General features: G+C 54.1%; 21 protein-coding genes. 18 read left to right on the top strand and 3 right to left on the bottom strand.

Annotated features, from left to right (window positions below; all coding sequences use genetic code 11):
• Positions 1-2 precede the first annotated feature (2 nt).
• The 8 genes from F6R98_RS13730 (at position 3) to F6R98_RS21655 (ending at position 12,395) form a co-directional block, all read left to right on the top strand.
• Positions 3-1,733: a PqiB family protein gene (locus tag F6R98_RS13730; protein WP_228124878.1), complete on the top strand. Its 1,731-nt coding sequence runs from the start codon at positions 3-5 to the stop codon at positions 1,731-1,733.
• Positions 1,730-2,329 carry a PqiC family protein gene (locus F6R98_RS13725; RefSeq protein ID WP_153249520.1) on the top strand — a complete coding sequence of 200 codons (600 nt, stop codon included), beginning with the start codon at positions 1,730-1,732 and terminating at the stop codon, positions 2,327-2,329. Before F6R98_RS13730 ends, F6R98_RS13725 begins: the two co-directional genes overlap by 4 nt.
• 58 nt (positions 2,330-2,387) lie before the next feature.
• A complete protein-coding gene (locus F6R98_RS13720) occupies positions 2,388-4,148 on the top strand; it encodes a mechanosensitive ion channel family protein (protein ID WP_153249519.1) in 1,761 nt (586 codons plus the stop codon).
• A gap of 59 nt (positions 4,149-4,207) precedes the next feature.
• The gene (gene recC / locus F6R98_RS13715; RefSeq protein WP_153249518.1) at positions 4,208-7,705 is read left to right on the top strand and encodes an exodeoxyribonuclease V subunit gamma; all 3,498 of its coding nucleotides are present in this window, start codon (positions 4,208-4,210) and stop codon (positions 7,703-7,705) included.
• A gap of 83 nt (positions 7,706-7,788) precedes the next feature.
• Positions 7,789-8,460 (top strand): DUF2220 domain-containing protein, encoded by a 672-nt coding sequence (locus tag F6R98_RS13710; RefSeq protein WP_228124877.1) that lies wholly within the window; start codon positions 7,789-7,791, stop codon positions 8,458-8,460.
• A 97-nt stretch (positions 8,461-8,557) separates the two neighbouring features.
• On the top strand, positions 8,558-11,398 hold the full coding sequence (locus tag F6R98_RS13705; RefSeq protein WP_228124876.1) for a chemotaxis protein CheB: 2,841 nt from the start codon (positions 8,558-8,560) through the stop codon (positions 11,396-11,398).
• 269 nt (positions 11,399-11,667) lie between these two features.
• Complete coding sequence (locus F6R98_RS13700; protein WP_153249515.1) at positions 11,668-12,147, top strand: hypothetical protein; 480 nt, start codon at positions 11,668-11,670, stop codon at positions 12,145-12,147.
• Positions 12,148-12,215: 68 nt separating this feature from the next.
• The gene (locus tag F6R98_RS21655; RefSeq protein WP_194269941.1) at positions 12,216-12,395 is read left to right on the top strand and encodes a hypothetical protein; all 180 of its coding nucleotides are present in this window, start codon (positions 12,216-12,218) and stop codon (positions 12,393-12,395) included.
• 16 nt (positions 12,396-12,411) lie between these two features.
• On the opposite strand, the gene F6R98_RS13695 is transcribed toward F6R98_RS21655, so the two are convergent.
• Positions 12,412-12,993, bottom strand: coding sequence for a PAS domain-containing protein (locus F6R98_RS13695; protein WP_228124875.1), 582 nt, complete (start codon positions 12,991-12,993; stop codon positions 12,412-12,414).
• A gap of 222 nt (positions 12,994-13,215) precedes the next feature.
• On the opposite strand from F6R98_RS13695, the gene F6R98_RS13690 reads away from it, so the two are divergent.
• The 4 genes from F6R98_RS13690 to ald all read left to right on the top strand — a co-directional run bounded on the left by F6R98_RS13690 (position 13,216) and on the right by ald (position 18,304).
• Positions 13,216-13,938: a Crp/Fnr family transcriptional regulator gene (locus F6R98_RS13690; RefSeq protein WP_153249514.1), complete on the top strand. Its 723-nt coding sequence runs from the start codon at positions 13,216-13,218 to the stop codon at positions 13,936-13,938.
• A gap of 420 nt (positions 13,939-14,358) precedes the next feature.
• Complete coding sequence (gene mutL / locus F6R98_RS13685) at positions 14,359-16,227, top strand: DNA mismatch repair endonuclease MutL (RefSeq protein ID WP_153249513.1); 1,869 nt, start codon at positions 14,359-14,361, stop codon at positions 16,225-16,227.
• A 14-nt stretch (positions 16,228-16,241) separates the two neighbouring features.
• Positions 16,242-17,192, top strand: a complete 951-nt coding sequence (gene miaA / locus F6R98_RS13680) for a tRNA (adenosine(37)-N6)-dimethylallyltransferase MiaA (RefSeq protein WP_228124874.1) — start codon at positions 16,242-16,244, stop codon at positions 17,190-17,192.
• Positions 17,189-18,304 carry an alanine dehydrogenase gene (gene ald, locus F6R98_RS13675; RefSeq protein ID WP_153249512.1) on the top strand — a complete coding sequence of 372 codons (1,116 nt, stop codon included), beginning with the start codon at positions 17,189-17,191 and terminating at the stop codon, positions 18,302-18,304. Before miaA ends, ald begins: the two co-directional genes overlap by 4 nt.
• A gap of 107 nt (positions 18,305-18,411) precedes the next feature.
• Here ald and F6R98_RS13670 read toward each other — a convergent pair whose 3' ends face one another.
• Complete coding sequence (locus tag F6R98_RS13670; RefSeq protein WP_153249511.1) at positions 18,412-18,729, bottom strand: hypothetical protein; 318 nt, start codon at positions 18,727-18,729, stop codon at positions 18,412-18,414.
• 248 nt (positions 18,730-18,977) lie between these two features.
• Here F6R98_RS13670 and F6R98_RS13665 point away from each other — a divergent pair, with 248 nt between their 5' ends.
• From F6R98_RS13665 to F6R98_RS13655, 3 genes are read left to right on the top strand one after another with little or no spacing between them, the layout of a single operon-like run.
• Positions 18,978-20,147 carry a DNA cytosine methyltransferase gene (locus tag F6R98_RS13665; RefSeq protein ID WP_153249510.1) on the top strand — a complete coding sequence of 390 codons (1,170 nt, stop codon included), beginning with the start codon at positions 18,978-18,980 and terminating at the stop codon, positions 20,145-20,147.
• Positions 20,140-23,142 (top strand): ATP-binding protein, encoded by a 3,003-nt coding sequence (locus F6R98_RS13660; protein WP_153249509.1) that lies wholly within the window; start codon positions 20,140-20,142, stop codon positions 23,140-23,142. Before F6R98_RS13665 ends, F6R98_RS13660 begins: the two co-directional genes overlap by 8 nt.
• Positions 23,135-23,338, top strand: a complete 204-nt coding sequence (locus F6R98_RS13655; protein ID WP_153249508.1) for a hypothetical protein — start codon at positions 23,135-23,137, stop codon at positions 23,336-23,338. Before F6R98_RS13660 ends, F6R98_RS13655 begins: the two co-directional genes overlap by 8 nt.
• 105 nt (positions 23,339-23,443) lie before the next feature.
• Here the strand turns inward: F6R98_RS13655 and F6R98_RS13650 are convergent, their stop codons facing one another.
• Complete coding sequence (locus F6R98_RS13650) at positions 23,444-24,412, bottom strand: IS5 family transposase (RefSeq protein ID WP_153250884.1); 969 nt, start codon at positions 24,410-24,412, stop codon at positions 23,444-23,446.
• 151 nt (positions 24,413-24,563) lie between these two features.
• Here F6R98_RS13650 and F6R98_RS13645 point away from each other — a divergent pair, with 151 nt between their 5' ends.
• The 3 genes from F6R98_RS13645 to F6R98_RS13635 are packed head-to-tail and all read left to right on the top strand — an operon-like array spanning position 24,564 to position 26,687.
• Positions 24,564-24,716: a hypothetical protein gene (locus tag F6R98_RS13645; RefSeq protein WP_153249507.1), complete on the top strand. Its 153-nt coding sequence runs from the start codon at positions 24,564-24,566 to the stop codon at positions 24,714-24,716.
• Positions 24,665-26,236: a response regulator receiver domain gene (locus F6R98_RS13640; RefSeq protein WP_228125250.1), complete on the top strand. Its 1,572-nt coding sequence runs from the start codon at positions 24,665-24,667 to the stop codon at positions 26,234-26,236. Before F6R98_RS13645 ends, F6R98_RS13640 begins: the two co-directional genes overlap by 52 nt.
• A complete protein-coding gene (locus tag F6R98_RS13635) occupies positions 26,220-26,687 on the top strand; it encodes a very short patch repair endonuclease (RefSeq protein ID WP_153249505.1) in 468 nt (155 codons plus the stop codon). The genes F6R98_RS13640 and F6R98_RS13635 overlap by 17 nt, the downstream gene beginning before the upstream one ends.
• The last annotated feature ends 25 nt before the right edge of the window (positions 26,688-26,712 follow it).

The raw sequence follows: 26,712 nt of genomic DNA, 5'->3' as shown, positions 1-26,712 counted from the left end.
GCATGTCCCAAGCCCCAAAAGAACCGAACAAAACCGTCATGGCAAGCAAACCGCAGCAGCAAGGCGGAGAGGCCCTGGTGGAAAAATCCAGAGGCTTGGCGCTGGTCTGGGTCATTCCGCTGATAGCGCTGGCGATAGGCATCTGGCTGGCCTATCAGACGCTCAGCGCCGAGGGGCCGACCGTCACGATTGCATTCAGGGAAGCTTCCGGTCTGGAAGCGGGTAAAAGCAAAATCAAATATAAAAACGTCGAGGTCGGTACTGTCTTGAGCGTGGAACTCAGCAAGGATCTGACGCAGGTGCTGGTCACGGCGAAAATGGACAAGCATGTCGCGGATCACATAAAGGAAAACACCGTTTTCTGGGTGGTAAAACCGCAGTTCGGCCTGAGTGGCGTATCCGGCATGGATACGCTGCTCGCCGGCAATTACATCGGTGTCGAATTCGGCGACGGCAAGCCCAGATACAAATTCAGCGGTCTCGATCAGCCGCCTCATGTCAGCGCCGACACGCCCGGGCGGTCGTTCCTGCTTTCGGCGGATAGCGCAGGTCCTTTGGGTTACGGGACGCCCGTCTATTTTCGCGATATCCAGGTCGGACAGGCTGTCGATGTCAAACTGGCCGAAGACCGGCGTAGCGTGCAGGTCGAAATCTTTATCAATGCGCCCTATGATCGTCTGATAAAAGACGGCACGCATTTCTGGCAAGTCAACGCTGTTGACCTGTCGATGGGCGCGCAGGGCGTCAACCTGAAGGTAGGTTCGATGGTAACGCTGTTGAGCGGCGGCATCACCTTCGAAACTCCCGGTCTGAACGACCCGGACATTCCGCCCAGCGACGCCGATACCCGCTTCCGGCTGCACAAGGATTTTGCCAGTATCGCCGAAGGTTCATATACTGTAAGAAATAACTTCATGCTTTATTTCGACGACTCGGTTCGCGGTCTGAATATCGGCGCGCCGGTGGAAATCAAGGGCATACACGTAGGCACCGTCACCGATATACGGCTGGAGGTGGATTACTTCTCCCTTAAGATCAGAGTCCCGGTTATCGTCGAGATTAACCCTGAACGCTTGATGCCGATGAACAAGGGAGGCGAGATAAAAAAATTCCTTGAATCGCAGAAAGCCAACATTGCCGCGGGCCGACATCCCGGCTTGGAAAAACTGATTGAGCGCGGACTGCGCGCGCGGCTCAAAACCGGCAGTCTGATTACCGGGCAGCTGTATGTCGATGTCGATTTCTACCCGGATGCGCCGCGCCAGACTCTCATTTACGGCGGACAGTATCCTGAAATGCCGACTTTGCCGTCAGCCACCGATGAATTGATGAAGAATATCGGCGATATCGTCGCCAACCTGAAGAAACTGCCGCTCGACAAAATCGGCGAGGAATTATTGGGTACGGTCAAGGGCAGCAACAAGCTGCTTAATTCCGCCGACTTGAAGGAGGCAACGCATTCGTTGAATCTGGCATTGGCGGATATGCGCCATCTTGCGCAAACCACCGACAAGCAAATAGCGACGCTGAGCGCCAGTCTTGAAAAAAGTCTGGGATCGACGGCCAGGGCGTTGGAACAAATAGAACCGGGCGCGCCGATGTCGGTTGACATCAGCAATGCGCTGGAAGAACTATCCGCCTCGGCGCGCTCTATCCGCGCGCTGACCGACTATCTCGAACGACATCCTGAAGCCTTGCTTAACGGCAAGGCGGGGAGCGGAGCCAAACCATGATACGCCGACTACAAATTATATCCGCATTCTGTTTTCTGTTGCTGTTAAGCGGTTGCAGCAGCCCTGAGCCTCACTATTACGTTCTCGCCGACAGCGCCACGGCGGCGCAGCGGAACGAGTCGGCGCCAACGGATAGTTCCGTTGGCGTGGGGCCTGTCGAAATACCGGAATATCTGGATCGTCCGCAAATTGTCACGCGCAGCGGCCAGAATGAACTGCAGTTGGCGGAGTTCGATCGCTGGGCGGGACCGCTCAAGGATAATGTCACCCAGGTGCTGGCTGAAAACCTGAGGGCGCAACTGCCCGGCAACAGGGTAGCGGTTTATCCATGGAAACGCGCGGCGGGTATCGACTATCAGGTGACGGTAAAAATTCTCCGCTTCGACCGCAGCGTTGACGGCGACAGCGTTCTGAACGTGCACTGGGCCATACTGAGCGGAGATGGTGTAAAGGAGCTGGCTGCACATGACGCGCATTACACTGAACGGCCCGCCGGATCGGGCAATCGAGACACTGTTGCTGCGATGAACCGTACCCTGGAGTATTTCAGTAGCGACGTCAGTCATGCGATCAACATGCTGCGCAAAGAGAAATAGCGTGACCGCCTGATAAAGTTATTGGCAACTGTAGATAGCTTTATCCGATATCCGCTTTTTGAGCCCGCTGACGATGATACAGACCGGACTATCAATTTTTGCCTCAAAACGTCGCCTTGCCGCATTGCTTCTTGCCTTGTCGGTATTGCAATGGGCCGGAGGCGGCGCCAACGCCGATGAAGCGACTCCCCTCCGGCCCATTGACACCACCAGTCCTCGCGCTACGCTCCATGGGTTCGTCAAAGCCATGAGCGAAGGCTATGCGAATGGAATCGGAGTATTGCAGTCATACCAGGACTCCCCGAGATTATACTTTTCGCAGGAAGAACTGGCCGTTATGCGGGATTCTTTCAATATGGTGGATGATGCCGAACGGACGCTGGATTTGAGCGAATTGCCTCAGGCTACGGTTCGAGAAACCTCCAGGGGACTGGCAATACAGTTGAAGGAGATACTTGACCGCATGAGCATCCCTCCCTCCGAATTGATTCCCGATGCGCAGACGATGAGTTCTGCAGAATTCAAGCGCTGGACTCTGCCCGACTCCGAGATCCGGATTGCGAGGGTCGAAAAGGGCCCGCGGGCTGGAGAATATCTGTTTTCCCCGGAAACGGTGAGACGGATTCCCGAGTTTTACCAGAAAATAAAGGATATGCCCTACAAGCCTGGCGCATCCGCCGGCTGGTATGATTTCGCCTCGTATAGTCCGAGCGGGGTGGCGCTTGTATTGCGCAGGGTAGTTCCTACCCGCTGGGTGCTCGAAATGGCGGAGGGCTCCCGCCCTGTGTTTCTTGATCAACCGCTGTGGCGATGGTTCGGCATTCTGCTTGTTCTGAGCGCCGGCTTGGCTGTCGTTTCGCTATGCTTTCGCCTAAGCAGCCGCTGGGCCAGGAAGAAAACAACAACTGCCGGAAGATGGGCGCACTTGCTGCAACCGCTCAGTCTGGTAATCGTGATGCCGGTGGTTACGTCGATTTTTGCCGAAGTTCTGCGGGTTTCCGGCGTAGTCTACCAGATAATGTCGCTGTCGCTGTGGGGCCTGTTTTTTCTCGCCCTGACCTGGGCGGTCTGGGTTGCCGGCGGGGCTGTCGCGGAAAGCATCATCGCTCACGAACGGCTGCGTACGGGTAGTATCGACAGCCAGCTCATCCGTATAGCGTTACGTCTGGTGACCATCGTGCTCGCGATTGCAATTCTGGTCACCGGGGCCGATAGACTGGGGTTGCCGGCTTATTCCGTGCTCGCCGGCCTCGGCATAGGCGGCCTTGCCGTTGCCCTGGCGGCGCAGGAAACTCTGGCCAACCTGCTCGGTTCCCTTATTATCATGTTCGAGAAACCTTTTGTTATCGGTCATTGGGTCAAAGTGAACAATATCGAGGGCAACGTCGAAGATGTGGGGTTCAGAAGTACGCGAATCCGCACTTTTTACGATTCTGTGGTGACCATTCCCAGCAGTAAAATAGTGGGCAGCACCGTAGACAATCTGGGGTTGCGCAAATTCCGGAGGGTAAAAACCGTCCTGAACCTGACTTACGACACATCGGCTGAAAAAATGGAAAGCTTTGTCGAGGGGGTCAAGCGGATCATTGCTACTCATCCGGAAACGCGGAAAGACAAAATCGAGGTCGTGTTCAATAACTTCGGACCCAGCAGTCTCGATATTCTGGTGTATTTCTTTCTGAAAGTACCTGATTGGTCCGCAGAGCTCAATCAACAGCAGGGAATTTTTATCGATATCCTGCGCCTGGCCGATGCCATTGGAGTGCGGTTTGCATTCCCGACGCAGACCTTGCACATCGTGACAGACGAAACGCATTGATTTCACTGCAGCGCTACTCAAGGCAATGCACAGTCATGCGCCGGTTATGAATAAATCCCGTGAACAATGAAACCGAGCTGAATACCGGCATCGCCGTCATCCATTCCAACCGGCTGGAACAGCTGCGCGATCTGGTGACCTACTGGCTGCAAACGCATCCGCTGGCGCCGCTGGAAAATGAAATCGTGCTGGTGCAAAGCGCCGGCATGGGGCAGTGGCTGAAGCAGGAACTGGCAGCCGATAGCGCGCTCGGCATCGCCGGCGCGATGGAAATGCAATTGCCGGCGCGCTTTCTGTGGAATCTATACCGCGCGGTGCTGGGCGATGCCGAAATTCCCGACGAGCAACCTTTGGGCGAGGCGGTATTGCTATGGCGGCTGTACCGTTTATTGCCGGAGTGGGTGCAACAATCCGGCTGTTCGTCCCTGCAAAAGTTTCTGCATGACGACGGCGACCAGCGCAAGCGCTATCAACTTGCCGAACGTCTGGCTGATTTATACGATCAGTATCAGGTTTACCGCGCCGACTGGCTGACGGATTGGGCGCGCGGACGCGATGTGCTGCGCAGCGCCGAAGGTATTGCACGCGACTTGCCCGATGACCAGCGCTGGCAGGCGCAACTCTGGCGCAATCTGCAGGCCGATGCGGCTATGGATAGCGCAGCCGCGAGCAGCCGCGCGGACGTGCATGAGCGTTTTCTGGCGCTTGGCGACGCTCTCGACCGCCGCCCTGCCGGGTTGCCGCGCCGGGTTATCGTTTTCGGAATTTCTTCCCTGCCGCAGCAAACGTTGGAGGCATTGGCCAGGCTCGGGCGTTTCAGTCAGATCGTGCTGTGCATACACAATCCCTGCCGCCATTTCTGGGCCGATATCGTCGAAGACAAGGATCTGCTGAAAGCCGAGCGCAAACGTCAGGCGCGCAAGCCGGGCATGCCCGCGCTGTTGAGCGATGCGGAGTTGCATTTATACGCCAATCCGCTGCTGGCGGCCTGGGGCAAACAGGGCAGGGATTATATCCGGCTGCTGGATCACTTCGATCATACGGAAAATTACTGCGATTGGGGCTGGCCCGATAACCGCATCGATTTGTTCGAAGATTATGCCGATGTTGGCAAGCCGAGCCTGTTGCAACAAGTGCAGCAAGCCATACTGGATCTGGAACCGTTGCCTGAGTCCGGTGTTTGCTCCGAAATAGCAGCCGACAGCTCGATAGCCTTTCATATCGCGCATAGCCCGCAACGCGAAGTCGAAATTCTGCACGACCAGTTGCTGGAGCGATTTCAGCTGGCGGAGCAAGGCGGCAAGCGTTTGTCTCCGCGCGATGTTATCGTGATGGTGCCGGATATAGATACTTATGCCGCGCAGATCCGCGCCGTCTTCGGACAGATGGGGCGGGACGATCCGCGTTACATACCGTTCAGTCTGGCCGATCAACGCGAGCGCGGACAAAACCCGATGCTGGTCGCGCTGGAACAGCTGTTGAATCTGCCCGATGCGCGTTTTTCCGTCAGCGAAGTTTTAGCGTTGCTGGAGGCGCCGTGCCTGCGCGAACGTTTCGCGATTCGCGAGCAGGATATACCGCGCTTGCATCTATGGATAGAAGGCGCGGGCATACGCTGGGGGCTGAATGCCCGACAGCGTACGCAAGGTCTCGATATGCCGGTATCGCTGGAACAGAACACCTGGGAGTTCGGTCTGCGCCGCATGCTGCTGGGCTATGCGCTGGGCGCGGGTGCAGCCTTCGACGGCGTGCAGCCCTATGAGGAAATCGGGGGGCTGGAGGCGCAACTGGTCGGTGCGCTCGCGCATCTGCTGGAAACCCTGGAGCGTTACTGGCACAGCCTGCGGCAGGACGCGACGCCGGCGCAATGGCAGGAACGCCTGCTGGCGTTGATAGAGGATTTTTTTGACGATAGCCATGACCGCGACCGCAAAACACGCGGGCGCCTGCTGCAAAGCCTGGAAGCCTGGCGTAGCGTTTGTGAGCAGGGCGGCATTGTGGACGAAGCCTTGCCGGTTACGGTGGTGCGCGAGGCCTGGCTGTCCGCGCTGGATGAACCCGGTTTGACGCAGCGTTTCCTGGGCGGCTGCGTCAATTTTTGCACGCTGATGCCGATGCGCGCCATTCCGTTCCGTATCGTCTGCGTGCTGGGCATGAATGACGGCGATTACCCGCGCAGCCATCAACCGCACAGCTTCGATTTGATGAGCAATCTGCATGGCGGCTACCGGCCCGGCGACCGTTCGCGCAGACAGGACGATCAATACCTGTTTCTGGAAGCCTTGCTGTCGGCGCGCGAGCAACTCTATATCAGCTGGGTTGGGCGTAGTGTGCGCGATAACGCATTGCGCCCGCCTTCGGTACTGGTAGCCCAGCTACGCGATTATCTGCGGCTGGGATGGCGTTTACCCGGAGCCGGCAACGGACAGTCGTTGCTGGAGCGGTTGACGCTGGAACATCCGTTGCAGGCTTTCAGCGGGCGCTACGTCGCGCGCGATCGCGATTCGCGTTTGTTCACCTACGCGCGCGAATGGCACCGGCAGGAAAAGCAGTCGCCGATAAGCGTAATTCCACTGCCCGACGGCATTTCTGATGATTCGATAGACCTGTCTCTGACCGCTCTGGCGCGGTTTCTGCGCTATCCGGTCATGAGTTTTTGCAACGAAAGTCTGAAGCTCTGGTTCGACGCGGATCATGCCGTCAGCGAAGACAACGAGCCCTTCGACTTCGACGGCCTGGATTGCTGGATGCTGGGTAGCGGGTTTTTACACTCAGCCCAGGCGAGTCAAGTAGATGAGAGCGCGAAGGAAGCGTTTTTTGCGCAACAGCGCACGCTGCTGGCGCGAAAAGGGCAATTGCCGTTGGGCGGTTTCGCGCGTCTGGCGCACGACGCCATCGCCGCTCCGGCCTGGCAGAGCTGGCTGTCGGCAAGTACAGCCTATCGGGAATGGCCGTTGGCGGTAGATACGCAAGATATCCAACTGGAATTCGAGTCGAGTCTAGCTGATAAGACCGTCCGCATCAGCCTGAGCGGTAATCTGGCCGGTTTACGGCAAGACCCGAACTCAGGCCATTACGCACTGATACAGCTGAGTCCGCAGCCGCTATTCAATAAAGACCAGTTCAAATGGCGCAATCTGGTGCGGAGTTGGGTGCTTCATCTCGCCGCCTGCGCTTCCGGTCTGCCGCTGCAAACTCTGCAGATCGGTTCAGACCAAGGCGTAATTCTGTCCCCGATCGCGCGCGATCGCGCGCAGGATTATTTGCAAATACTGGTTCACGCCTGGCAACAGGGCATGGAAAAACCGCTGCCTGTCGATTGCGAAACCGCTTTTGCCTGGCTGCTGGCTTATGAAAAAAACCAGGACGCAGCCAAGGCCGATGATGCGGCGCGTAAGCGCTACGAAGGCGATGAATTTACTGCAGGCACGCTGAAATTCGATCCTTATCTCAACCGGTTTTATCCCGATTTTTCCGGTTTGAGTCGGGCAGGGTTTGCGGATTGGACGAGAGCGCTTTATGAACCTATGATGCAGCATGTTAATGCGGATGGATAATACTTTATGCACGCAGCTATTACAGGCTATGACACGAGCTTTGTCAGGGTGAAAATAATTATACTGCTGTTTTTCTGATAAGTGTGTCTGCTCTGGTTGCCGTTCTGCAAATTCTTCGATCGGGATCGCAATGGCGTTTGCTGCCCGTGGATGTGATCAACAGGCAGGCCGGTGTCGTCAACGGTTTTTGCAGCCGCTATGGATTTCTGGATAAACCGCTGCGTATTCGTTTCCGCATGCTGGATCCGGCGCAGGCAATGCTGCCGGGCCGCGATCAGGATATCGGTATTACTCACGACAGTTTTGCGCTGCAGGAACCGAAAATAGAACGCGTATTTATTACCGAAAACGAAATCAACTTTCTGGCGTTCCCGCTTATAGCCGACAGCATGGTGATTTTCGGCGCTGGTTACGGTTTCGACATGCTGGCGCAAGCGGATTGGCTGCGTCGGTGCAGTATCCATTACTGGGGCGATATCGACACTCATGGTTTTGCCATTCTCGATCAGTTGCGCGCTGTTTTTCCCCACATCGAATCGCTGTTGACGGATCGTGATACCCTGATGGCGCACGAAGCGTTATGGGGACGTGAAATGCAGCCGCTACGCCGCGAACTGCCGCGCCTCAACAGCGCTGAAAGCGCGTTGTACGATGAGTTGCGCGACAACCGCATAGGCGCAGGCGTCCGACTCGAACAAGAACGTATAGGTTACCGCTGCTTACGCGCGGTGCTGGGAAAGTTCGACAGTTATTGATACGCGGTAGGGTGAAGTACGGAAAATCCATCATCACCTCAACGCGGTAAAAAACTCCACTGGGGCATACTACCTGAATGAAATGGAAACAATCCCTGTGAATAACCTCCCCGTTGTGGGTATAGGCGCTTCCGCCGGCGGGTTGGAGGCATTCGAGCAGTTTTTCCGCAATGTTCCGGCCGACACCGGCATGGCTTTCGTACTGGTATCGCATCTCGACCCAAACCACGCCAGCCTCCTCACTGAAATCCTGCAACGCAGCACGGCTCTGCCCATCGTTGAGGCCAACGACCGGATTGCGGTAGCGCCCAATCACGTCTATGTCATCCCGCCCAACCGCGACATGACTATCCTGCAAGGCAAACTGCGACTGAATATCCCGGATGAATCGCATGCGCAGCGCCTGCCCATTGACACTTTTCTGCGTTCGCTGGCCGCAGACAAGGGCGACAATGCTATCGGCATCGTCCTGTCAGGCACCGGTACAGACGGCACCCTCGGTCTGAAAGCGATCCTTGACGGCGGCGGCGTTACTTTCGTGCAGGATCCGATCTCGGCAAAATACGACGGCATGCCGTCCAATGCAATACACGCCGGATGCGCTCGTTTTGTCCTGCCCGTGGATGAAATTGCCAAGGCTCTGGGGTCAGGTACACGCTCAACCGTTATCTTTCAGGGAACACCGCCAACCCCGGCGGCAATCAGCGGCATGAACCGTATTCTGATGCAGTTGCGCGCTGCCAGCGGCCACGATTTCACACTCTATAAAAAAAGCACCATCAACCGCCGCATCGAACATCGCATGTCGCAACACAACATCGACGATACGGATGTCTATGCGCGCTATCTCAAGGAAAATCCGCACGAAGTACACATGCTGTTCAAGGAGCTGCTGATCAATGTCACCGGCTTTTTCCGCGATGGGGAGGCGTTCGAGATATTGAAGCAGGACATTCTGCCCGAACTGTTCAGCGACAAACCCGCAGATTACGTGTTTCGCGCCTGGGTGGCAGGCTGCGCCAGCGGCGAGGAAGCTTATTCCATCGCCATACTGCTGTATGAGTGGCTGGAGGAAACCCACCAGATCTTTAATATTCAGATTTTCGCTACCGATCTTGATGAAGACGCCATCGCTTTCGCCCGCGCGGGGATATATCCGTTCACCGTGGCACAGGATGTCACGCCTGAACGGCTGCATCGTTTCTTCGTCAAGGAGGATGCGGGCTATCGGATAAACAAGGAAGTCCGCAAAAAGGTCATGTTCGCCCTGCACAACGTCATCAGCGATCCGCCTTTCACTAAGATCGACCTGCTCAGCTGCCGCAACCTGATGATTTATTTGGAGCCAGAACTGCAGCAGCGCCTCATTCCTGCTTTCCATTACGCGCTCAGGCCGGGGGGCGTCCTTTTTCTTTCGCCTGCGGAGAGCATCGGTACGCATACCGGGCTGTTTTCACCGCTCAACCGCAAATGGAAATTCTACCGGGCCATTCGTACCTCGACCTTCAGCCGCGCGCTGATGACCGATCCGTTATGGATATCCGACAACAGCAGCAAAGCACCGGAGGCAAGTATCAGGAAGAGCGGAGACGGCAACTTCGCCGAACTCACCCGGCGGGCGCTGTTGCAATTTTATGCGCCTGCCTCGGTGGTGACGGACGCCAAGGGCAACATTCTTTTCGTGTTCGGAGAAACCGGCAAGTATCTGCGTCCTGCGCCGGGCCAGCCGACTTTGAACGTTATCGAGATGGCGCGGGAAGGCTTGTCGCTCGATCTGCGTGCGGCCCTCCATGCCGCCGGTCAGGGAACGCCTACGCTGGGTCGGGAGCTCTCGGTAAAAACCAATGGCGGCTTTACCAGTGTGAGCCTCAGCGTCCGTATACTGCCCGGTCTGAGTAGCAATGAAGGTGTATTACTGCTGAGTTTTCAGGATGTGACGGCGCTTTCCCCGCCTCGAAAATCATTACGGCGTAAACGTGCCGCAACCTCCGGGCAGGGACGCATTGAGGAACTGGAGCGCGAACTGGACTATACCAGAGAAAACCTGCAGGCCACTATCGAGGAGCAGCAGGCATCCAACGAAGAATTACAATCAGTCAACGAAGAACTGCAATCCAGCAATGAAGAACTGGGAACCTCCAAGGAAGAACTGCAATCGGTCAATGAAGAACTGATTACGGTCAATGCCGAACTGCAGGCCAAGATCGAGCAATTGATCGGCGTACAGAATGATATGAAGAACCTGTTCGACAATATCAATGTCGGCAGCATATTCCTGGATGAACACCTGGTAATCCGACGCTTTACGCGCGATGCGGCAAAAATCTACCGTCTGGTGGTCACCGATGTGGGCCGGCCTTTGAGCGACATCAAATCGGCCATAGAAGACGACGATCTGCTGACCGAAGCCCGGACCGTGCTGGATACGCTGATACCGCATGAGCGCGAAGTACATATTACGACCGGCGGCTGGTATCTGACGCGTATTCAGCCTTATCGAACCCTGGACAATGTGATTGAGGGCGTGGTGTTGAGCTTTACCGACATCAGCGCGCGTAGAGATGCCGAGATGGCCATGCAGGATGCGCGAGAACTGGCCGAAAACATCATTAATGCGGTACGCGAGCCGCTTATCGTACTGGAGGACAACATGAAGATCGTCTCGGTCAGCCGCGCGTTTTACAACAAGTTCCAGGCCACGCCGGGAGAGACTCTGGGCCGCCCGATCTACGAATTGGGCAACGGCCAGTGGAATATTGCTTCTTTGCGCACATTGCTTGAAAACATCCTGCAACAGGATAAAACATTTGATGATTATGTGGTTGAGCACGACTTCCCCGGCATCGGTTACCGAAAAATGCTGCTCAACGCCCGTCTCATTACGCCTCGAGTCGGTAATAAGCCATTAATCCTGCTGGCAATAGAGGATGTAACGTGAACAAGAAGCGGGAGGGGGGAATATCATCCACTCTGCAATTACGGGACAGGGCGGAGACAGCGCCGGCTCAATGACCGGAAGCCCGCACAAAGGCGTTGCCGGATGATTCCGGCGCGAATATGCTTCACGAACTCCTGGTACAGCAGATTGAACTGGATCATGCAGAATGAGGCGTTAAAACAAGCCCAAGTTACCCTGAAACAATCCCGCGACCGTTATGTGGACCTCTGCGAATTTGCCCCATCGGGTATCTTACGTTAAACCGGGATGTGCTGATTATCGAAGCCAATTTCACTGCAGCCACGCCACTCTGCGTGGAGCGCAGCAAATTGATGTACCTGCGTATAGACGCGTTTGTTGCGCGCCAGGATCTGGAGCGCTGGCGCAGTCCGCTCTTGAGCGCGATGAAACACGCCGGAGTTGCACGGCAAACTTGTGATCTACGCTTGAAACGCGCAGACGGCGCGCTGTTCCATGCGCATTTTGACTATTTGTACAGGATCGCAGAGGACGGGCATCCGGCCCTGCGTATCGCGTTCGCCGATAGCACTCCGCTCAAACTGACCGAGGAAGATTTGCGTATCGCCGCCACGGCCTTCGAGACGCAGGAAGCCATACTGGTCACCAATGCCGGTACCGTGATCCAGCGTGTCAACCGGGCCTTTATTGGACTCACCGGTTACACAGGATCTGCTTACCCAGTTACCCAACCGCCAGGCCAGGAGCGAAACCACGCCATTGCTGAATGAACGCCAATGCCTCTTGGGGCTTAGGCTGGACAGCAAACGCCAGACGATGAGAGCATCGAAAACAAGCTTTGCGCCGGCAACTGCACACATTGGCGAACGAACTGCTGAATACGGCGGTACGGGATCGCCCTGCCGCAGCCCCGGCGCGATTAAAGGAACTGCATACCCTGCGGGATAAACTCATCGGGGTGTTGAAAAATCTGCTGACGGCAACAAGGAATGTCGACCGGCGATCGGAGTCTGGGTAAGTAGCCGGACGGAAGGTCATACGCTGGACTTTTCCGCTTCAGCCTGCTTGATTTTACCAATATCGATCATCACGAGACGCAATGTGGGGGGCGCGTCCAGAGATTCCCGGCGTCTGCAGTCGAGATAGGCATGAAAGGTGAAACCATCGGAACGCGTCATTTCAAAAACGAATGCTTGCTTCTCGGTTCCGGTATCTTTCATTGTTTTCAGAAACAGGCTATGCCAACGGTCTTGATCTTGAGGAGAAATAAACTGCGAGAAACGGCGATTGACCAGTTTGGCGCGATCAACGCCAAGCAATGCAGCCCCAGTCAAATTGATTTCGCTAATCAGGCATTCCCGGTTGATGGTGATGTAGCCGACCGGGGAGAAATCATAAAGATCCACATAGAGATCCCTGGCCTCTTCCATTGCGATATGGCTTCTTCGCAACTCTTCAATCTGCATCTCCAGCTCGACCTTATGTACCAGAAGCTCATGCTGCAATACCTCATAAGGCAGCAATGCCTTGTCTGCCTGAGATACGCCGGCAAGCACATCCTCCGACTTTTTTCTTAGCGATTGGCGTTTTTTTATCCAGTCAGGCCTTCGCTCCATACCGTCTTATCCTTACATAAATTGAGATGGCTATAATCGATTGAGGTGCTGGGAGACGAATTCCATGGCACGCCGCTTTATAATTGGGTATTTTACCAGAGTTCAACACGGTACCCCCTTATTGGTATACCATATCTCTTTCCGTCATCTCTTTCCGTCATCTCTTTCCGTCATCTCTTTCCGTCATCTCTTTCCGTCATCTCTTTCCGTCGAGTCAATCGGATGGTAGCTTTATATAACTCCCGCCGACAAAACTTTCTTTTAGACAGCTTACCCGTAGCCGAATTTGAGCGTCTTTTCCCTCATCTGGAACTGGTTCCGATGCCGCTCGGCAACGTTGTCTACGAGTATGGGGACAAGTTGCGTTACGCCTATTTTCCCACGACCTGCATCGTATCGTTGCTTTATGTCATGGAGAATGGCGCGTCAGCCGAAATCGCCGTAGTCGGCAGCGATGGCGTCATCGGTGTCGCCCTTTTCATGGGCGGTGGAACCATGCCTAATCGAGCCGTGGTGCAGAGTAGCGGCCATGCCTATCGGCTGCACGCATCGCTGGTACAACAGGAGTTCAACCTCAACGGGCCGCTGTTTCGTTTATTGCTGCGCTATACCCAGGCGCTGATTACCCAGACGGCGCTGACGGCGGTTTGCAACCGGTTTCATTCGGTCGACCAACAGCTCTGTCGCTGGCTGCTGCTAAGCCTCGACCGGCTGGACGGAAACGAGTTGACTATGACTCATGACTTGATTGGCAATATGCTGGGCGTGCGCCGCGAAGGTGTAACGGCTGCTGTCGGGAAATTGCAGCAAGCGGGGTTGATTTCTTACCATCGGGGTCAGATCAAGGTGCTGGATCGGCCGGGACTGGAGGCGCGGGTCTGTGAGTGCTATCAAGTGGTCAGAACGGAATGCGATCGCCTGTTTCCCTTGCCCCGCTGTGATTAATCATAGTCGACGCAGGTCGCCAGACGTTCTTGCGGTGAGCCCCAATGCTATTTATAAGTTATAAGCAATTTACGCGCGACAATTCTTCAAACCTGCTGCCGGCAGCGGTAGTTTTGGACGCTGAAGATAATCATGGTGTGTAAGTTAATGAGTTTACATAATATATTGCTATTACTATTGCGAAATCATGAACAGGAACCCCGGCTTTGCTTTATAATCGGTAACTATTCAGCATACCCGGTTGGAGAGAAAGTAAGGCAAGTCTGGCGAAACCCTGGATTTACGGTGTGTCACGGCATGCTTGCCTCATTCCCGTCGGCCTCGATTTAATCTAAAAGTTCACGTTGAATAGCTACTGTAATCCCATACTTCGCATTAAAAATTGTCTATTCTCAATAAATCTGCATTTTTTGTTACCCCATGACTATCCAGTTACTCCCGCCCCAGCTTATCAACCAGATAGCTGCTGGAGAAGTGGTGGAGCGGCCCGCGTCGGTGGTCAAGGAACTGATCGAAAACGCTTTCGATGCCGGAGCCAACGCGATTCAGGTCGATATCGAAGCGGGCGGTTTGCGCCTGATCCGCATACGCGACGACGGCTGCGGCATACCGCGCGACGAGTTGCAGCTGGCATTGTCGCGCCATGCCACCAGCAAGATCGCCTGTCTCGAGGATCTGGAGCAGATTGCCAGCATGGGCTTCAGGGGCGAGGCTTTACCCAGCATCAGTTCGGTTTCGCGGCTGACCTTGCTGTCGAGAACCGTGCAGGATGAAATGGGCTGGAAGGTAGTTGCCGATGGCCGCGAATCGGCTTATTCGGTCGAACCGGCGCAGGCGCAGCCGGGTACGATGGTGGAAGTGCGCGATCTGTTCTATAACACGCCGGCGCGCCGCAAGTTTCTGAAATCCGACAAAACCGAATTTTCGCATATCCAGACCTTGCTTGAGCGTCTTGCGCTGAGCCGCTTCGATCTGGCGTTTCGCCTGACGCATAATCAGAAGGAAATTTTCGACCTGAAACCGGCGCCGCACCCGGATGCGCAGGCGCAGCGTCTGGCGCGCGTGTGCGGCGACGAGTTTTTGCAAAACCGGCTCGCAATTGATAACGTTTCGTCGGGCATGACGCTGAGCGGCTGGGCCGGGCTGCCGGGCTATTCGCGCGCGCAGGGCGATTTGCAGTTTTTTTATGTCAATGGCCGTCTGGTACGCGACAAACTGGTGATGCATGCCTTGAAACAGGCTTATCAGGATGTGATGTACCAGGGCCGCCAGCCGGTTTACGTGCTTTATCTGACGCTGGAACCTGCCCAGGTCGATGTGAATGCGCATCCGACCAAGCTGGAAGTGCGTTTCCGTGAAACGCGGCTGGTGCATGATTTTTTGTATCGCAGCGTACAGCGCGCGCTGGCCGAATACCGGCCCGGCACTACCGAAATTCAAGACCCAAGCGAGGAAAGCGAAAGCGGACTATCTCCGGAACGGCCCATGGCGTCGGCGCCTTTCACGCCGGTTTCGCAACCTGCCGCCGTGCAACAGCGATTCGGGTCCACCTCTTACGGCGAACGCCGTTCCACGCCCGCGCCAAATCGCGTGCAGGAAACCTTGCGCGGATTGAGCGATCTGTACGCGCCGCGCATGGAAACAAAGCTTGAACAACAACCGGGCTTGCCGAAACAACCGCCTGCTCAGCCGGTTTCCGGGCAAACGCCGTTGCTGGGTTTTGCTCTCGGACATCTGCACAATATTTATATTCTCGCCGAAAACGAAAATGGCCTGGTGCTGGTGGATACGCACGCGGCGCATGAACGCATCACCTATGAACGCATGAAACGCCAGTTCCGCAGCGGCAGTATTGCGCGTCAGCCGCTGTTGCTGCCCATACGTTTGCAGCTGACCGCGCGCGAAGCCGATCTGGCGGACGAATACGCGGCGCAGCTGGAGCAGTTGGGTTTGGAGCTGACGCGTTCGGGCGTCGATACGGTATTGATCCGGGCGGTACCGCTGGCATTGCAGGCCGGACAGGCGGAGAAGCTGGTGCGCGACGTGCTGTCGGATTTGAATGAAGTCGGCCATAGCGGACGCATGGAAGAAGCATCGAACGCGATTCTGGCCGACATGGCCTGTCACGGCTCGGTGCGCGCGCAACGGCGTTTGGAAATCGCAGAAATGAACGCGTTGTTGCGCGAACTGGAAGCTACCGAAAATTTCGGACAATGCAATCACGGTCGGCCGACCTGGGTCGAACTGGACGCGAAGGCGCTCGACAAGTTTTTCCTGCGCGGACAGTGATGCAGGCGAAGCCGATGCACGCGGTATTGCCCCCGGTTTTGGCGATCATGGGTCCGACCGCTTCCGGCAAGACCCGGCTGGCGATAGAGCTGGCGCAGGCGCTATCGGGCGAGATAATCAGCGTCGACTCCGGGCTGGTGTATCGCGGCATGGACATCGGCACCGCCAAGCCGTCGATGGCGGAACGTTGCGGGGTGCCGCATCATTTGATCGACATTGTTGATCCCTCGGAGGCTTTCTCCACCGGGCAGTTCAGGGAAAAAACACGGTCGTTGATGGACGACATTCTCTCCAGAGGCCGCTTGCCGATACTGGCCGGCGGCACCATGCTTTATTTCAACGCCTTGCTGCATGGCCTGGCCGATCTTCCGGCTGCCGACCCCGCCATTCGCAGTCAACTGGATGAACAGGCGTCGCGCATCGGCTGGGTGGCGATGCATGAACAATTGCGTCAAATCGATCCGGTTGCGGCTGCGCGTATACATCCCAACGATCCACAGCGCATCCAGCGCGCGCTGGAAGTGTATTATGTCAGCGGCAGCAGCCTGACCGCCCTGCAGCAGGCAACGGCAAGACAACCCGATGATTTGCCATGCCGTATCCAGCGTATCGAGCTGACCTTTGCCGATCGCGACAGCCTGCGCGCGCGTATAGCGGCGCGTTTTCATCTGATGCTGAAACAGGGATTTGTCGCCGAAGTGGAAATGCTGTATCAACGCGGCGATCTCGATGAAAACCTGCCGTCCATGCGCGCCGTGGGCTACCGGCAAGCCTGGTCTTATCTGCGGGGAGAGTGCAGTTACGACGAGTTTGTAGAGCGTGCTATCATCGCTACACGGCAGTTTGCAAAGCGCCAATTAACCTGGTTGCGGCGAGAAGCAGGGCAGCTCAGTTACGATGCGGAAGCGGACAAAATCGCCGCCAGGGTTTTATCGGATGTTAAAAATTTTATGGAGCGCTCATGAAAATAGGAATCCCCAGCGAAATAAAGGATAAGGAAGGCCGTGTCGCGCTGACGCCGAAAGGAGCGAAACAGTTGATTGCGTCCGGTCATTCGGTTTTGGTGCAGACCGATGCCGGGGTGAACTCAGGGTTTTCCAACGATGAATATCTGGCCGTCGGCGCGACGCTGGGCAGCGTGGAAGAAGCCTGGAACCGTGATCTGGTGGTCAAGGTGAAAGAGCCGGAGGAGCCGGAATACGGGTTCCTTAAGCAGCAAATCGTGTTCACCTATTTCCATTTGGCCGGCGTTCCGAAGGCGTTGACGCAAACCCTGCTGCAACAGGGCACCACCGCCATAGCCTATGAAACCCTGGAAGACGCGCAGGGGCGCTTGCCGTTGCTTGCGCCGATGAGCGCCATTGCCGGCAATATGGCGGCCCTGGTGGGGGCTTATTATCTGGGGCGTCCGTGGGGAGGGAAGGGCGTGCAACTGGGCGAAGTGCTGGGTACGCGTCACGGCAAGGTGCTGGTGATCGGCGACGGCGTGGTCGGCTATCATGCCGCCAAGTCGGCGCGCGGTCTGGGCGCGCATGTCGCCGTCGTCGGGCTTGATGAAAGCCGGGCGGGGCTGTTCAGGAAGGAGATCGCCGACGATATTGAGTTCTTTGCCTCCTCGCCCGAGCGCATCGCGGAACAATTACCGGATACCGATTTGCTGATTGGCGGCGTGCTGACGCATGGAGCCAGAGCGGATTACGTGATCAGCGAAGCGATGGTGAAACTGCTGAAGCCGGGTTCGGTGATTGTCGATGTCAGCATCGATCAGGGCGGTTGTATCGAAACTTCGCGGCCGACCTCCCATTCCGCGCCGATTTTTGAAAAGCACGGCGTAACCCATTACTGCGTAACCAACATGCCTGGCGCGTATCCGCGAACCTCGACGCTGGCGTTGACTCAGGCGACGTTCCCGTATTTGCTGCGGCTGGCCAACGACGGGCTGAATGCGCTGAAAACCGACCCCGGATTCGCCAGGGCGCTGAATACGTATCAGGGGCATGTCGTTTACCAGCCGGTGGCCGAAGCGCTCGATTTATTGCCGCAGTATTGGGCTTACGGCGAGTTGTTTGCGGCGTAACCAGCTCAGCGTACGGCTAGCTGCGCTGTTTTCAGGCGGAACGAGGTACTTGCCTCTGTCCCTGCGTTTGAACGTACTCGCGTACAACTCGCAGCCGACGGTTTTCCTCACCGGTCAACGGGCGGCGGCGGTGGCTGATTTCCACTGTTGTCGTTACTGCCTCCTCGGGGTGGACGATCCGGTATCGCCGCCAGTTGAGCGGGTATTGTCTTGCAGATACCGCTAATCGTCTCGCCGCGCCGGCTGGTGAAGGTGACAGCGTCGCCTTCCTTCTTTCCTTCGCACGCGCTGAAAGCCTCCGCAGGCGGTATGCGCGGACGGCCTTCTGCCTGCTGTGGTTGTTGAAAGCGCGGCTGATCGTCTGCATAGGCTGGGCAAAAGGCCATCGATAGGGTTGCGATAAAGCAGAATCTTGCTATTGGCATGGCGGTTCTCCTGCATAATTATGATCGAATGACGAATCTATAGAATACCCCTAAAAACAAAATGATATTATTATTTAATATCAATGTCTTGAAAGTATAAGTTTGGCCAAAAAACGAGGTTCTCCTACACTCTCAATACTCGGTTATTCCTGACTTATGCTGTCGGCGCAGCAGTTACTGTTGGTGATATAATCATCAATTAAACTCAGGGTCAACTTGTGACCAACGATTAATAGCACATTACTCTCATGGTAGTTGTAGACCAGCATACAACGCTCGACTCAAAGCGAATCACAGACGAGAATAACCGGTTGGGGTGCGATTGCTTTGATGTGTCAAACCGCTGGCTGACCTGTATTGATCTCTTCGCAGGCGCGGGGGGATTCTCTTTGGCGGCAAAAAATGTCGGCATCAATGTTGTGGCGGCTGTAGAGTTTAATCCTAATGCCTGCAAAACCTACACGACAAATCTGGTCGAGGCAGGCATTCCGCATCTTTACAATGTGGATATAAGGGCTCTGAACCCCTTAACCATAGCAGTAAATCATTTTCCTGATGGAAACGGATGCGATATCTTATTGGGCGGGCCGCCGTGTCAGGGGTTTTCTGTTCATAGAATCAATGACTCCGGGATCGACGATCCACGAAATGAATTGATTCTTCGATATTTTGACTTTGTAGGTCATCTTCGCCCCAAGGTTTTTTTGATGGAAAATGTTCCGGGGTTGCTATGGCAGCGGCATCGGCATTTTCTTGACGAGTTTTACAGGCAGGCGCGGGAGTCGGGATATTTGCTGCGTCAGCCGGAGATTCTCGATGCAAGAGATTACGGTGTCCCGCAGCGTCGCAAGCGTGTTTTTGTTTTAGGTGTCCGGCGTGATATCGATTTAACTATTGATTGGCCGCCCTGTCCGACTCATGGCGACGACAAGGCTAGACTGGCAAATCCTGTACTACAGCCTTGGCTGACAGCTTCAGCAGTATTCAACTCTCCTGTTTGTATCGGCGACAAGAATAATGTGCATATGAATCATACTTCCGCTCTCGTCGATGTTTTTCGGCGGACGCCGCCAAATGGCGGTAGTCGTAAGGATTCGGGGCGAATACTGTCCTGCCATGTTAATCATAACGGGCATCGCGATGTTTATGGGCGGATTGATCCGAACCAACCCGGCCCAACGATGACGACTGCCTGTATTAACCCTTCCAAGGGACGTTTTGTCCATCCGACCGAGCATCACGGCATTACCTTACGTCAGGCTGCACGTTTTCAAACTTTTCCTGATTGGTTCGTGTTTAATGGCGGTTTGATTGCCGGAGGCGAGCAAATCGGTAATGCGGTTCCAGTCCGACTTGGTGAGGTGTTGTTGCGTACCATCAAGGAAGCGCTTCTTGCCTGGGAGCGATCGCATGATTGAGTCGTTCGCGTTTCAAACGCGCGCCCGTACTATAGATCATCTCGGGCGTGAGCAAATCGCCGATTGTCCGACTGCAGTGTCCGAACTGTGGAAAAACGCCTACGATGCCTATGCGCGCAATGTTGCCTTGAATATCTATGATGGCAAACCAGCCATCGCAACCATTGTCGATGACGGTCACGGCATGAACCGTCAAGAGTTTACCGAACGTTGGCTGGTAGTCGGTACAGAATCGAAAATTGATCAAAGCGATACTCCGGAATCAGCAGAAGAAAGTCGAAAAGCAGAAGAAGATCGCGACGGATTAGCGCCTCGTACCAAACAAGGGCAAAAGGGAATCGGTCGGTTGTCGTCCGCCAATTTGGGATCATTGCTGCTTGTGGTATCCAAAAGACGACATTATCCGTTTGTCGCAGCATTGATCGATTGGCGACTGTTCGAGAACCCTTATCTTTTCTTGTTGGATATCGAAATTCCTCTTGTGGAATTTGACGAGAAGCAGGAGTTGCTGCCTCTGTTGCCTGAACTTTTTGAACGGTTGATGTGCAACGTCTGGGGCGGCGGTAAGCCGGAGAAGAGCGAACGTGATCATCGTATTGAGGCGGCGTGGCAGCGTTTTTCCGACCAGGAGACTGCAGAAGGAGAGGTCGAAACAACGCAGTCAAAAATCGAGGCAACGGTAATCGGCACCGTTTTTGAAGAGCGGCATTTTTCCGAATGGCCGCTGTGGAAGGGGATGACAGATCATGGAACCATGCTGGCCGTTTCCGATATTCAGTTCGATCTTGATGCGATGTTTTCTTGTCACGATGAAGGCAAGGACAACGCGGTACGTCAAGCTCGCGAGCGACTGTTTCAGACATTGGCGAATTTCACCGATCCGTTTTTGAACGAAAAGGAGCGCAAACTGGGGTACGGTGCTACCGATTTTTCGACTCGCGTGACGGTTTGGGAGGGCGCTCTACAACGAAAAATTATCGGTGACGAGTCTCCCATCGATATGCATACTTTGCTTGAGATGGAACATGTCGTCGATGGAGAAGTCGACGCAAACGGCATATTTCATGGTCGGATCAAGGCCTTTGGTGCATGGTTGGATGGTGAGGTATCAATTCCGCCGGCAATCGGTGTCCCAACAAGAAAAGATTCTCATGTGGGGGCGTTCCACCTTCGAATCGGTACTTTCGAACAAAAGCCAGAAGCAACATCGCATAGCCCGGAGGTATTTAGGCGTCTGGAGGGACAAGCCAGATTGTATGCGTGCTTTATGGTCTATCGAAACGGTCTGCGCGTGATGCCCTACGGACGGGAAGGAAACGATTTTTTCGAGATCGAAAAACGCAGAAGCATGCATGCTGGACGAGAGTTCTGGTCGTTGCGACGTTTGTTTGGTCGAGTCGCACTGCGTAAGGAGCAAAATCCCAATCTGCGCGACAAGGCCGGTCGCGAGGGTTTGATTGACAACAAGGCCGCCAAAAGCCTCCGTGATTTGGTGGGGAATATATTAAAAACCACAGCTAGGAATTATTTCGGTACCGATGCCGGTATGCGCAAGGAGATTATCCTCGATAAAAAGGAGGAGTACAAAAAACAAAAGGCGGAAGAGGCGCGAAATAAACAGCGCGTGCAGAATCGTAAACGGTTCCGCGCCAATCTGGATCGTGCGATCCCTGTTTTAGCTGATGTGTCGACGAAAACCGAACACTTGGCGAGTAGGGTAAGTACCTCTGATTTATCGCAGGAAGATGCGGTGGTTTCATTGCGGATTGAACTGCAGGATCTGAAGCAATCCATGAAGGAAACCACGGTAGGCGAAGCACCGCGCAACCTTGGAACTTTGGAGGAGCGCTATCTGGACTACCGTAAAAGGTCGCGTGGAACCAAGGAGTTGCTCGAATCGATTTCCAGTTCTTTGGACAGCGCTCTGGAACGAATAAAACCTCGTTCGGCACGGGATATCGCTTATTCGGAGCTGAATTCCAACGCGGCATTCCTGCATAAGCGGTTGCGTGCATGGGCGCAGGAAGCCAAGCAATTGCTGATAACGGAGCAGGAACGCATTACGGAAATTCACAACGAACGTAATAAAGCCTATCACGCCAAAGTGTTGCCGCTTATCAGTGATGTAGAGCATGGGCGTCTCTCTTTACGCAAGGTATCGGAGGAGCTGGAACGGGAGCGGGATCTGCAGGATTTTGAGAACGAGGAGCTGTTTGAACCCTACATTTCCGCGCTGAACAGCCTAAAGGAGCGTATCGATTTGGCTGGTTTGGCGCGTTTCAGCCAGGATCAGGCCGACGAGTTGCGTGAAGAAGTGGATCGGTTGCATGCGTTGGCCCAGCTTGGCATCACGGTAGAAATTGTCGGTCATGAAATGGAGGGTCTGGAGCAGACTATTTCCACCGGTTTGAAGTCTTTCCCCGAGGTGGTTAAGCAATCGCAAGCTTATTTGATGGTGAGGGACAGTCATGAAGCGCTGGTGGAACGGTTGCGTTTTCTGTCGCCGTTGAAGCTTTCCGGTCCTAAAACCCGAATCAATCTGACCGGCAAGCTGATTTTTGATTATGTCCAGCGGTTCTTTCGGAATGATTTTTCCGGGCATGGTATTGATTTGGCAGCAACCCCCGCTTTCCTGAGATTTTCAATTTTCGAGCAGCCGGCCCGCATCTATCCGGTATTCGTTAATCTGGTGAACAACGCCGCCTTTTGGGTAAATCACTCCGATCAGGAAGAGAAAAAAATTCTGCTGGATGCCGTGGACGGCAAGGTGGTGGTTGCCGATACCGGTCCCGGCGTGGATGAGGAAGATCGCAAACGCCTTTTTCGGCTGTTTTTCACGCGCAAGGTACGTGGGGGGCGAGGTGTTGGACTCTATCTCTGTCGAAGCAACCTTGCTGCCGGCGGACATATCATTGAATATGCCGCCGATAAACGACTTAACCGGCTCCCGGGAGCCAATTTCATTATTGACTTCAAAGGCGCCAAGTATGAGTGAGGCTGTTGCCGCAAATCCGGTTCCCAGTTACCGGGATCTGATTAAAGAAGTTTTTATCGACCCGATTCGTACGGCGGTTGTCGTGGACGACGAATATCCTACCTTGGATAAGCTGCTGCAGAAATCGATAGAGTCTAGGGAACCGCTGATTAATAGCCAAAACCTGGGTTGCTGCGCCGGTGCGCAATTTTTTTGAGCCTAAATTTTCTATTTTGGCGCATTTTTTATGCGTTCCCTCTTAAAACCACCGGTTTTACCGGCATTTTCCGCCTTTCGGGCGGATTGAGGGCGCAATAATCCCTCATATCGACCCCATCAGCCGCTTTTGGCTCCGGTACAAATTACAAAGCCCGAACAAAATCTGTAGTTGATGCGTGTTCTTTTCCAATCCCCGATACCGCGTCTTGCGATAATGAAACAGGTTCTTGATCACATGGAACGGATGCTCGACACGCGAACGAATCTGCGCCTTCTTTTTTTCGATCTCGCGCACCGTTTCTTTCCATCGGCCTTCGGGCATCGCTTTTAGCTTGCCGCGCTTCATGGCGATCAACCACTCCACCGTTTTCCCGGTATTCTCTTCGCGCTTTTCAACGCCGATGTAACCGGCATCGGCTATGACCACTTGTTCCCGACCATGAAGCAACTCGCTGGTCATCACCACATCACTGACATGCGCCGACGTACCGACAACCGTATGAACCAGTCCCGATTCAGCATCCACACCAATATGCGCCTTCATCCCGAAATACCACTGATTTCCTTTCTTGGTCTGGTGCATTTCCGGATCGCGCTCGCCACTTTTGTTTTTGGTCGAGGGCGGCGCTGCGATCAACGTGGCATCCACGATCGTTCCTTCGCGCATGAGTAATCCTTTCGCTTCAAGAAGCGCATTAATGCGGCCCAGCATCACCGGCGCCAGCTTATGCTCTTCCAGCAGGTGGCGGAAGTTCAATAGCGTGGTAGCATCGGGAACACGCTCATGCGTCAGGTCAATTCCGGCAAAGCGGCTTAATAGGGGCATATCATAAAGCGCATCTTCTGTTCCTTCGTCGGAAAAGCCGTACCATTGCTGGATGAAATACAATCGCAACATCCTTTCGATCCCGATAGGCGGACGACCTCGTCCGGAAGCGGGATACACCGGCTGAATGAGCTCGACCAGTTCAGACCAGGGAACTACCTGATCCATCGCGTTCAAAAAAGTCTCGCGCCGCGTGGTACGCGATTTTTGCTGGAGAAGAACGTCAAGGAGGGTGGTCTGTTTCATCATACGCCGGAAACCGTTTCAGTATAATATATTGATTATTATACCATGGTTAATTTATATCCATAATAAATATATGGAATTAGGTGGCGATTAAATCAGCGTTTCCCTAGGTGTCCTGGAAATGATAGCAGAGAAATTCGGGATCCGAAAGATGCCGAAAATTGCCGAAATGTTCTCAAAATTCTTGATTTTTGCCGAAACAGGCAGCCAACTCCCTGGCTTGTTGACATTCATGACGGCAAAACGCCGCCAATTGAGTCTGAGGGAGATAGCGCTTCGCATTTCGATCATTCCGATTTGCTGATTCTCGACTATCACTTGGATGGAAATCAGGGAAGTGAAAAAGCTATCAATATTTTGCGACGGCTTGCCGGCAACAGCAATTTCAATTTGGTGGTGGTGTATACACAAAATCGAAGCGAGGCCGGTGCCGGTATAGAGAATACTATCAACGAGATTGCTTTAAGTTTGGCATGCCCAGCTACTCAACTTAAGCTTCATCAGGGCAAATTAACCAGCTTGCAGAAAAAAATGGGGGCTTGGGAGGATATTCAAGACGGCATTTTTGATTATTTATTGGGCTGTGTAGATCAAATCGCGTTCTTGAAAGTTCTGGAGAGGGACGATCGTAGTTGGAATGCTATATCTGAAATGCCGGAGCTGAATGACCTTGCTCGATATTTGAATTCGATTCCACAAGGCGTAAATCTTAATGCAGATCAGGTTATCGAGTTACTGATGCACCGGCGTCAGAGCGATTTTTGTCAGAAAATGTCTCAAGTTCCGTATGGTCGTGTAACAACGGGAAGCAACAATGATATTAACTGGATACGAACAGACAGCCTTTTTATAACCGTTGTATCGAAACAGCACGATCCGAACACTATTCCAGAGCGACTGCTGGATGCGCTTGAGGCGTGGGACCCGGTTCCCCACAGGCTTATTATGTCGAAAATGAGAAGCGAGCTGGATCAGCAAGGCGTCATGGCAGAAACCGGGGTATTGATGAATCGCCACTTGCATGCCGGGTGGCTGGAGGAAATTCTGGAATCCGACGAAGCCAAGCGTAGAACGAGCGTAAGGCTGAATGTAGCTAGGCATTGGGAAAGTCTGGGCGGAAAAATCGAATCCAGTGTTGTTGATTTTGCGGAACGAGTGGCTGCCTATCTTTCGCATCCCGATCATCGTCACATGATGATGAAACGGTTTGATCTCCTTGGTGCAGGCCAACAACGCGAGGACGTTTGTTTGCAGTTAAACAGTTATGCATGCAGTAAACCAATTGAGGGGCATCATCTCACTACCGGACATATTCTTCGTATTGATCGTTCCTCAAGCTCCAGTGAATACTGGCTGTGTCTTACGCCTGCATGTGATCTTGTGCCGGGCCAAGGAAATGATAAAGGCTGGAAGAAGCGCCTTGGATCTTGGTTGCCATTCAAAGCCGTCAGACTGTACAGTGCCGACAAAACTCCAGCACTGAAAAACGCGAGCCGTGGGAGCCATCTTTTTTTGCAAATAGAAAATAAGCTAAATGTTTTCGGGTTTTCAGAAAATGCTGAAGGCCGAGATGTTGACGGGCAGCCATTGCGATGGGAACAGCTCTTTGCAGCGGGCAATGGAGCATTCAATGGCTCCAATCAACTGGAAGTCGCATATATAGTCGACGAAAAAGGAATTCTCAGCCATAAAAAGTACCAAGGTGTAGTTGTTGCCCAACTGCGATATGAATACGCACTGAACTTGCTGCATAGACTGGGGTCGCATCTTTCACGAGTTGGGTTGGATTTCATCCCTATGAAGTCTGATGAATCCAGTGGATAGTTTCTCACCGGAAAAACGCTCCGAAATTATGGGGTGCATTAAGGGGAAAAACACGACACCTGAACTGCGCGTCCGCAAGCTTCTTTACCAATTGGGTTATCGTTTTCGGTTGCATCGCAAGGATCTTCCCGGCAAACCAGATATTGTGTTGCCGAAGTATCGCTTGTGTATTTTTGTAAATGGATGCTTTTGGCATCAACATCCAGGGTGTCCGCGTGCAACAATTCCAGCTTCCAATGTGGAGTTCTGGCGGAAAAAATTGCAGCGGACACGCGAACGCGATCTGCAAAACATTACTGAACTGACCAATCTTGGCTGGCGAATATTGCTTCTATGGGAATGTGAAACGAAAGATTCCTCCCGGCTTCAATCCTTGCTTGATGGGGTATTAGTCTTTCGGAGTAAGGATACGAATGAGTTGTCGACGGCTGCGGCACTGGGTGACATATAGGTCTAAACCGCCGTATTTATTCGAT

This window comes from Candidatus Methylospira mobilis (genome assembly GCF_009498235.1).
Classification (GTDB): domain Bacteria; phylum Pseudomonadota; class Gammaproteobacteria; order Methylococcales; family Methylococcaceae; genus Methylospira; species Methylospira mobilis.
This window is presented reverse-complemented; position numbering and strand designations above follow the sequence as displayed.

Bases quoted from the DNA above. Each gene is read 5' to 3' on its own strand.
- F6R98_RS13670 (WP_153249511.1), bottom strand. From the start codon at position 18,729: ATGCCAATAGCAAGATTCTGCTTTATCGCAACCCTATCGATGGCCTTT.
- F6R98_RS13690 (WP_153249514.1), top strand. From the start codon at position 13,216: ATGGTAGCTTTATATAACTCCCGCCGACAAAACTTTCTTTTAGACAGC.
- mutL (WP_153249513.1), top strand. From the start codon at position 14,359: ATGACTATCCAGTTACTCCCGCCCCAGCTTATCAACCAGATAGCTGCT.
- F6R98_RS13665 (WP_153249510.1), top strand. From the start codon at position 18,978: ATGGTAGTTGTAGACCAGCATACAACGCTCGACTCAAAGCGAATCACA.
- F6R98_RS13650 (WP_153250884.1), bottom strand. From the start codon at position 24,412: ATGAAACAGACCACCCTCCTTGACGTTCTTCTCCAGCAAAAATCGCGT.
- F6R98_RS13695 (WP_228124875.1), bottom strand. From the start codon at position 12,993: ATGGAGCGAAGGCCTGACTGGATAAAAAAACGCCAATCGCTAAGAAAA.
- ald (WP_153249512.1), top strand. From the start codon at position 17,189: ATGAAAATAGGAATCCCCAGCGAAATAAAGGATAAGGAAGGCCGTGTC.
- F6R98_RS13725 (WP_153249520.1), top strand. From the start codon at position 1,730: ATGATACGCCGACTACAAATTATATCCGCATTCTGTTTTCTGTTGCTG.
- F6R98_RS13660 (WP_153249509.1), top strand. From the start codon at position 20,140: ATGATTGAGTCGTTCGCGTTTCAAACGCGCGCCCGTACTATAGATCAT.
- F6R98_RS13635 (WP_153249505.1), top strand. From the start codon at position 26,220: ATGAATCCAGTGGATAGTTTCTCACCGGAAAAACGCTCCGAAATTATG.
- F6R98_RS13645 (WP_153249507.1), top strand. From the start codon at position 24,564: ATGCCGAAAATTGCCGAAATGTTCTCAAAATTCTTGATTTTTGCCGAA.
- F6R98_RS13655 (WP_153249508.1), top strand. From the start codon at position 23,135: ATGAGTGAGGCTGTTGCCGCAAATCCGGTTCCCAGTTACCGGGATCTG.
- miaA (WP_228124874.1), top strand. From the start codon at position 16,242: ATGCACGCGGTATTGCCCCCGGTTTTGGCGATCATGGGTCCGACCGCT.
- F6R98_RS13730 (WP_228124878.1), top strand. From the start codon at position 3: ATGTCCCAAGCCCCAAAAGAACCGAACAAAACCGTCATGGCAAGCAAA.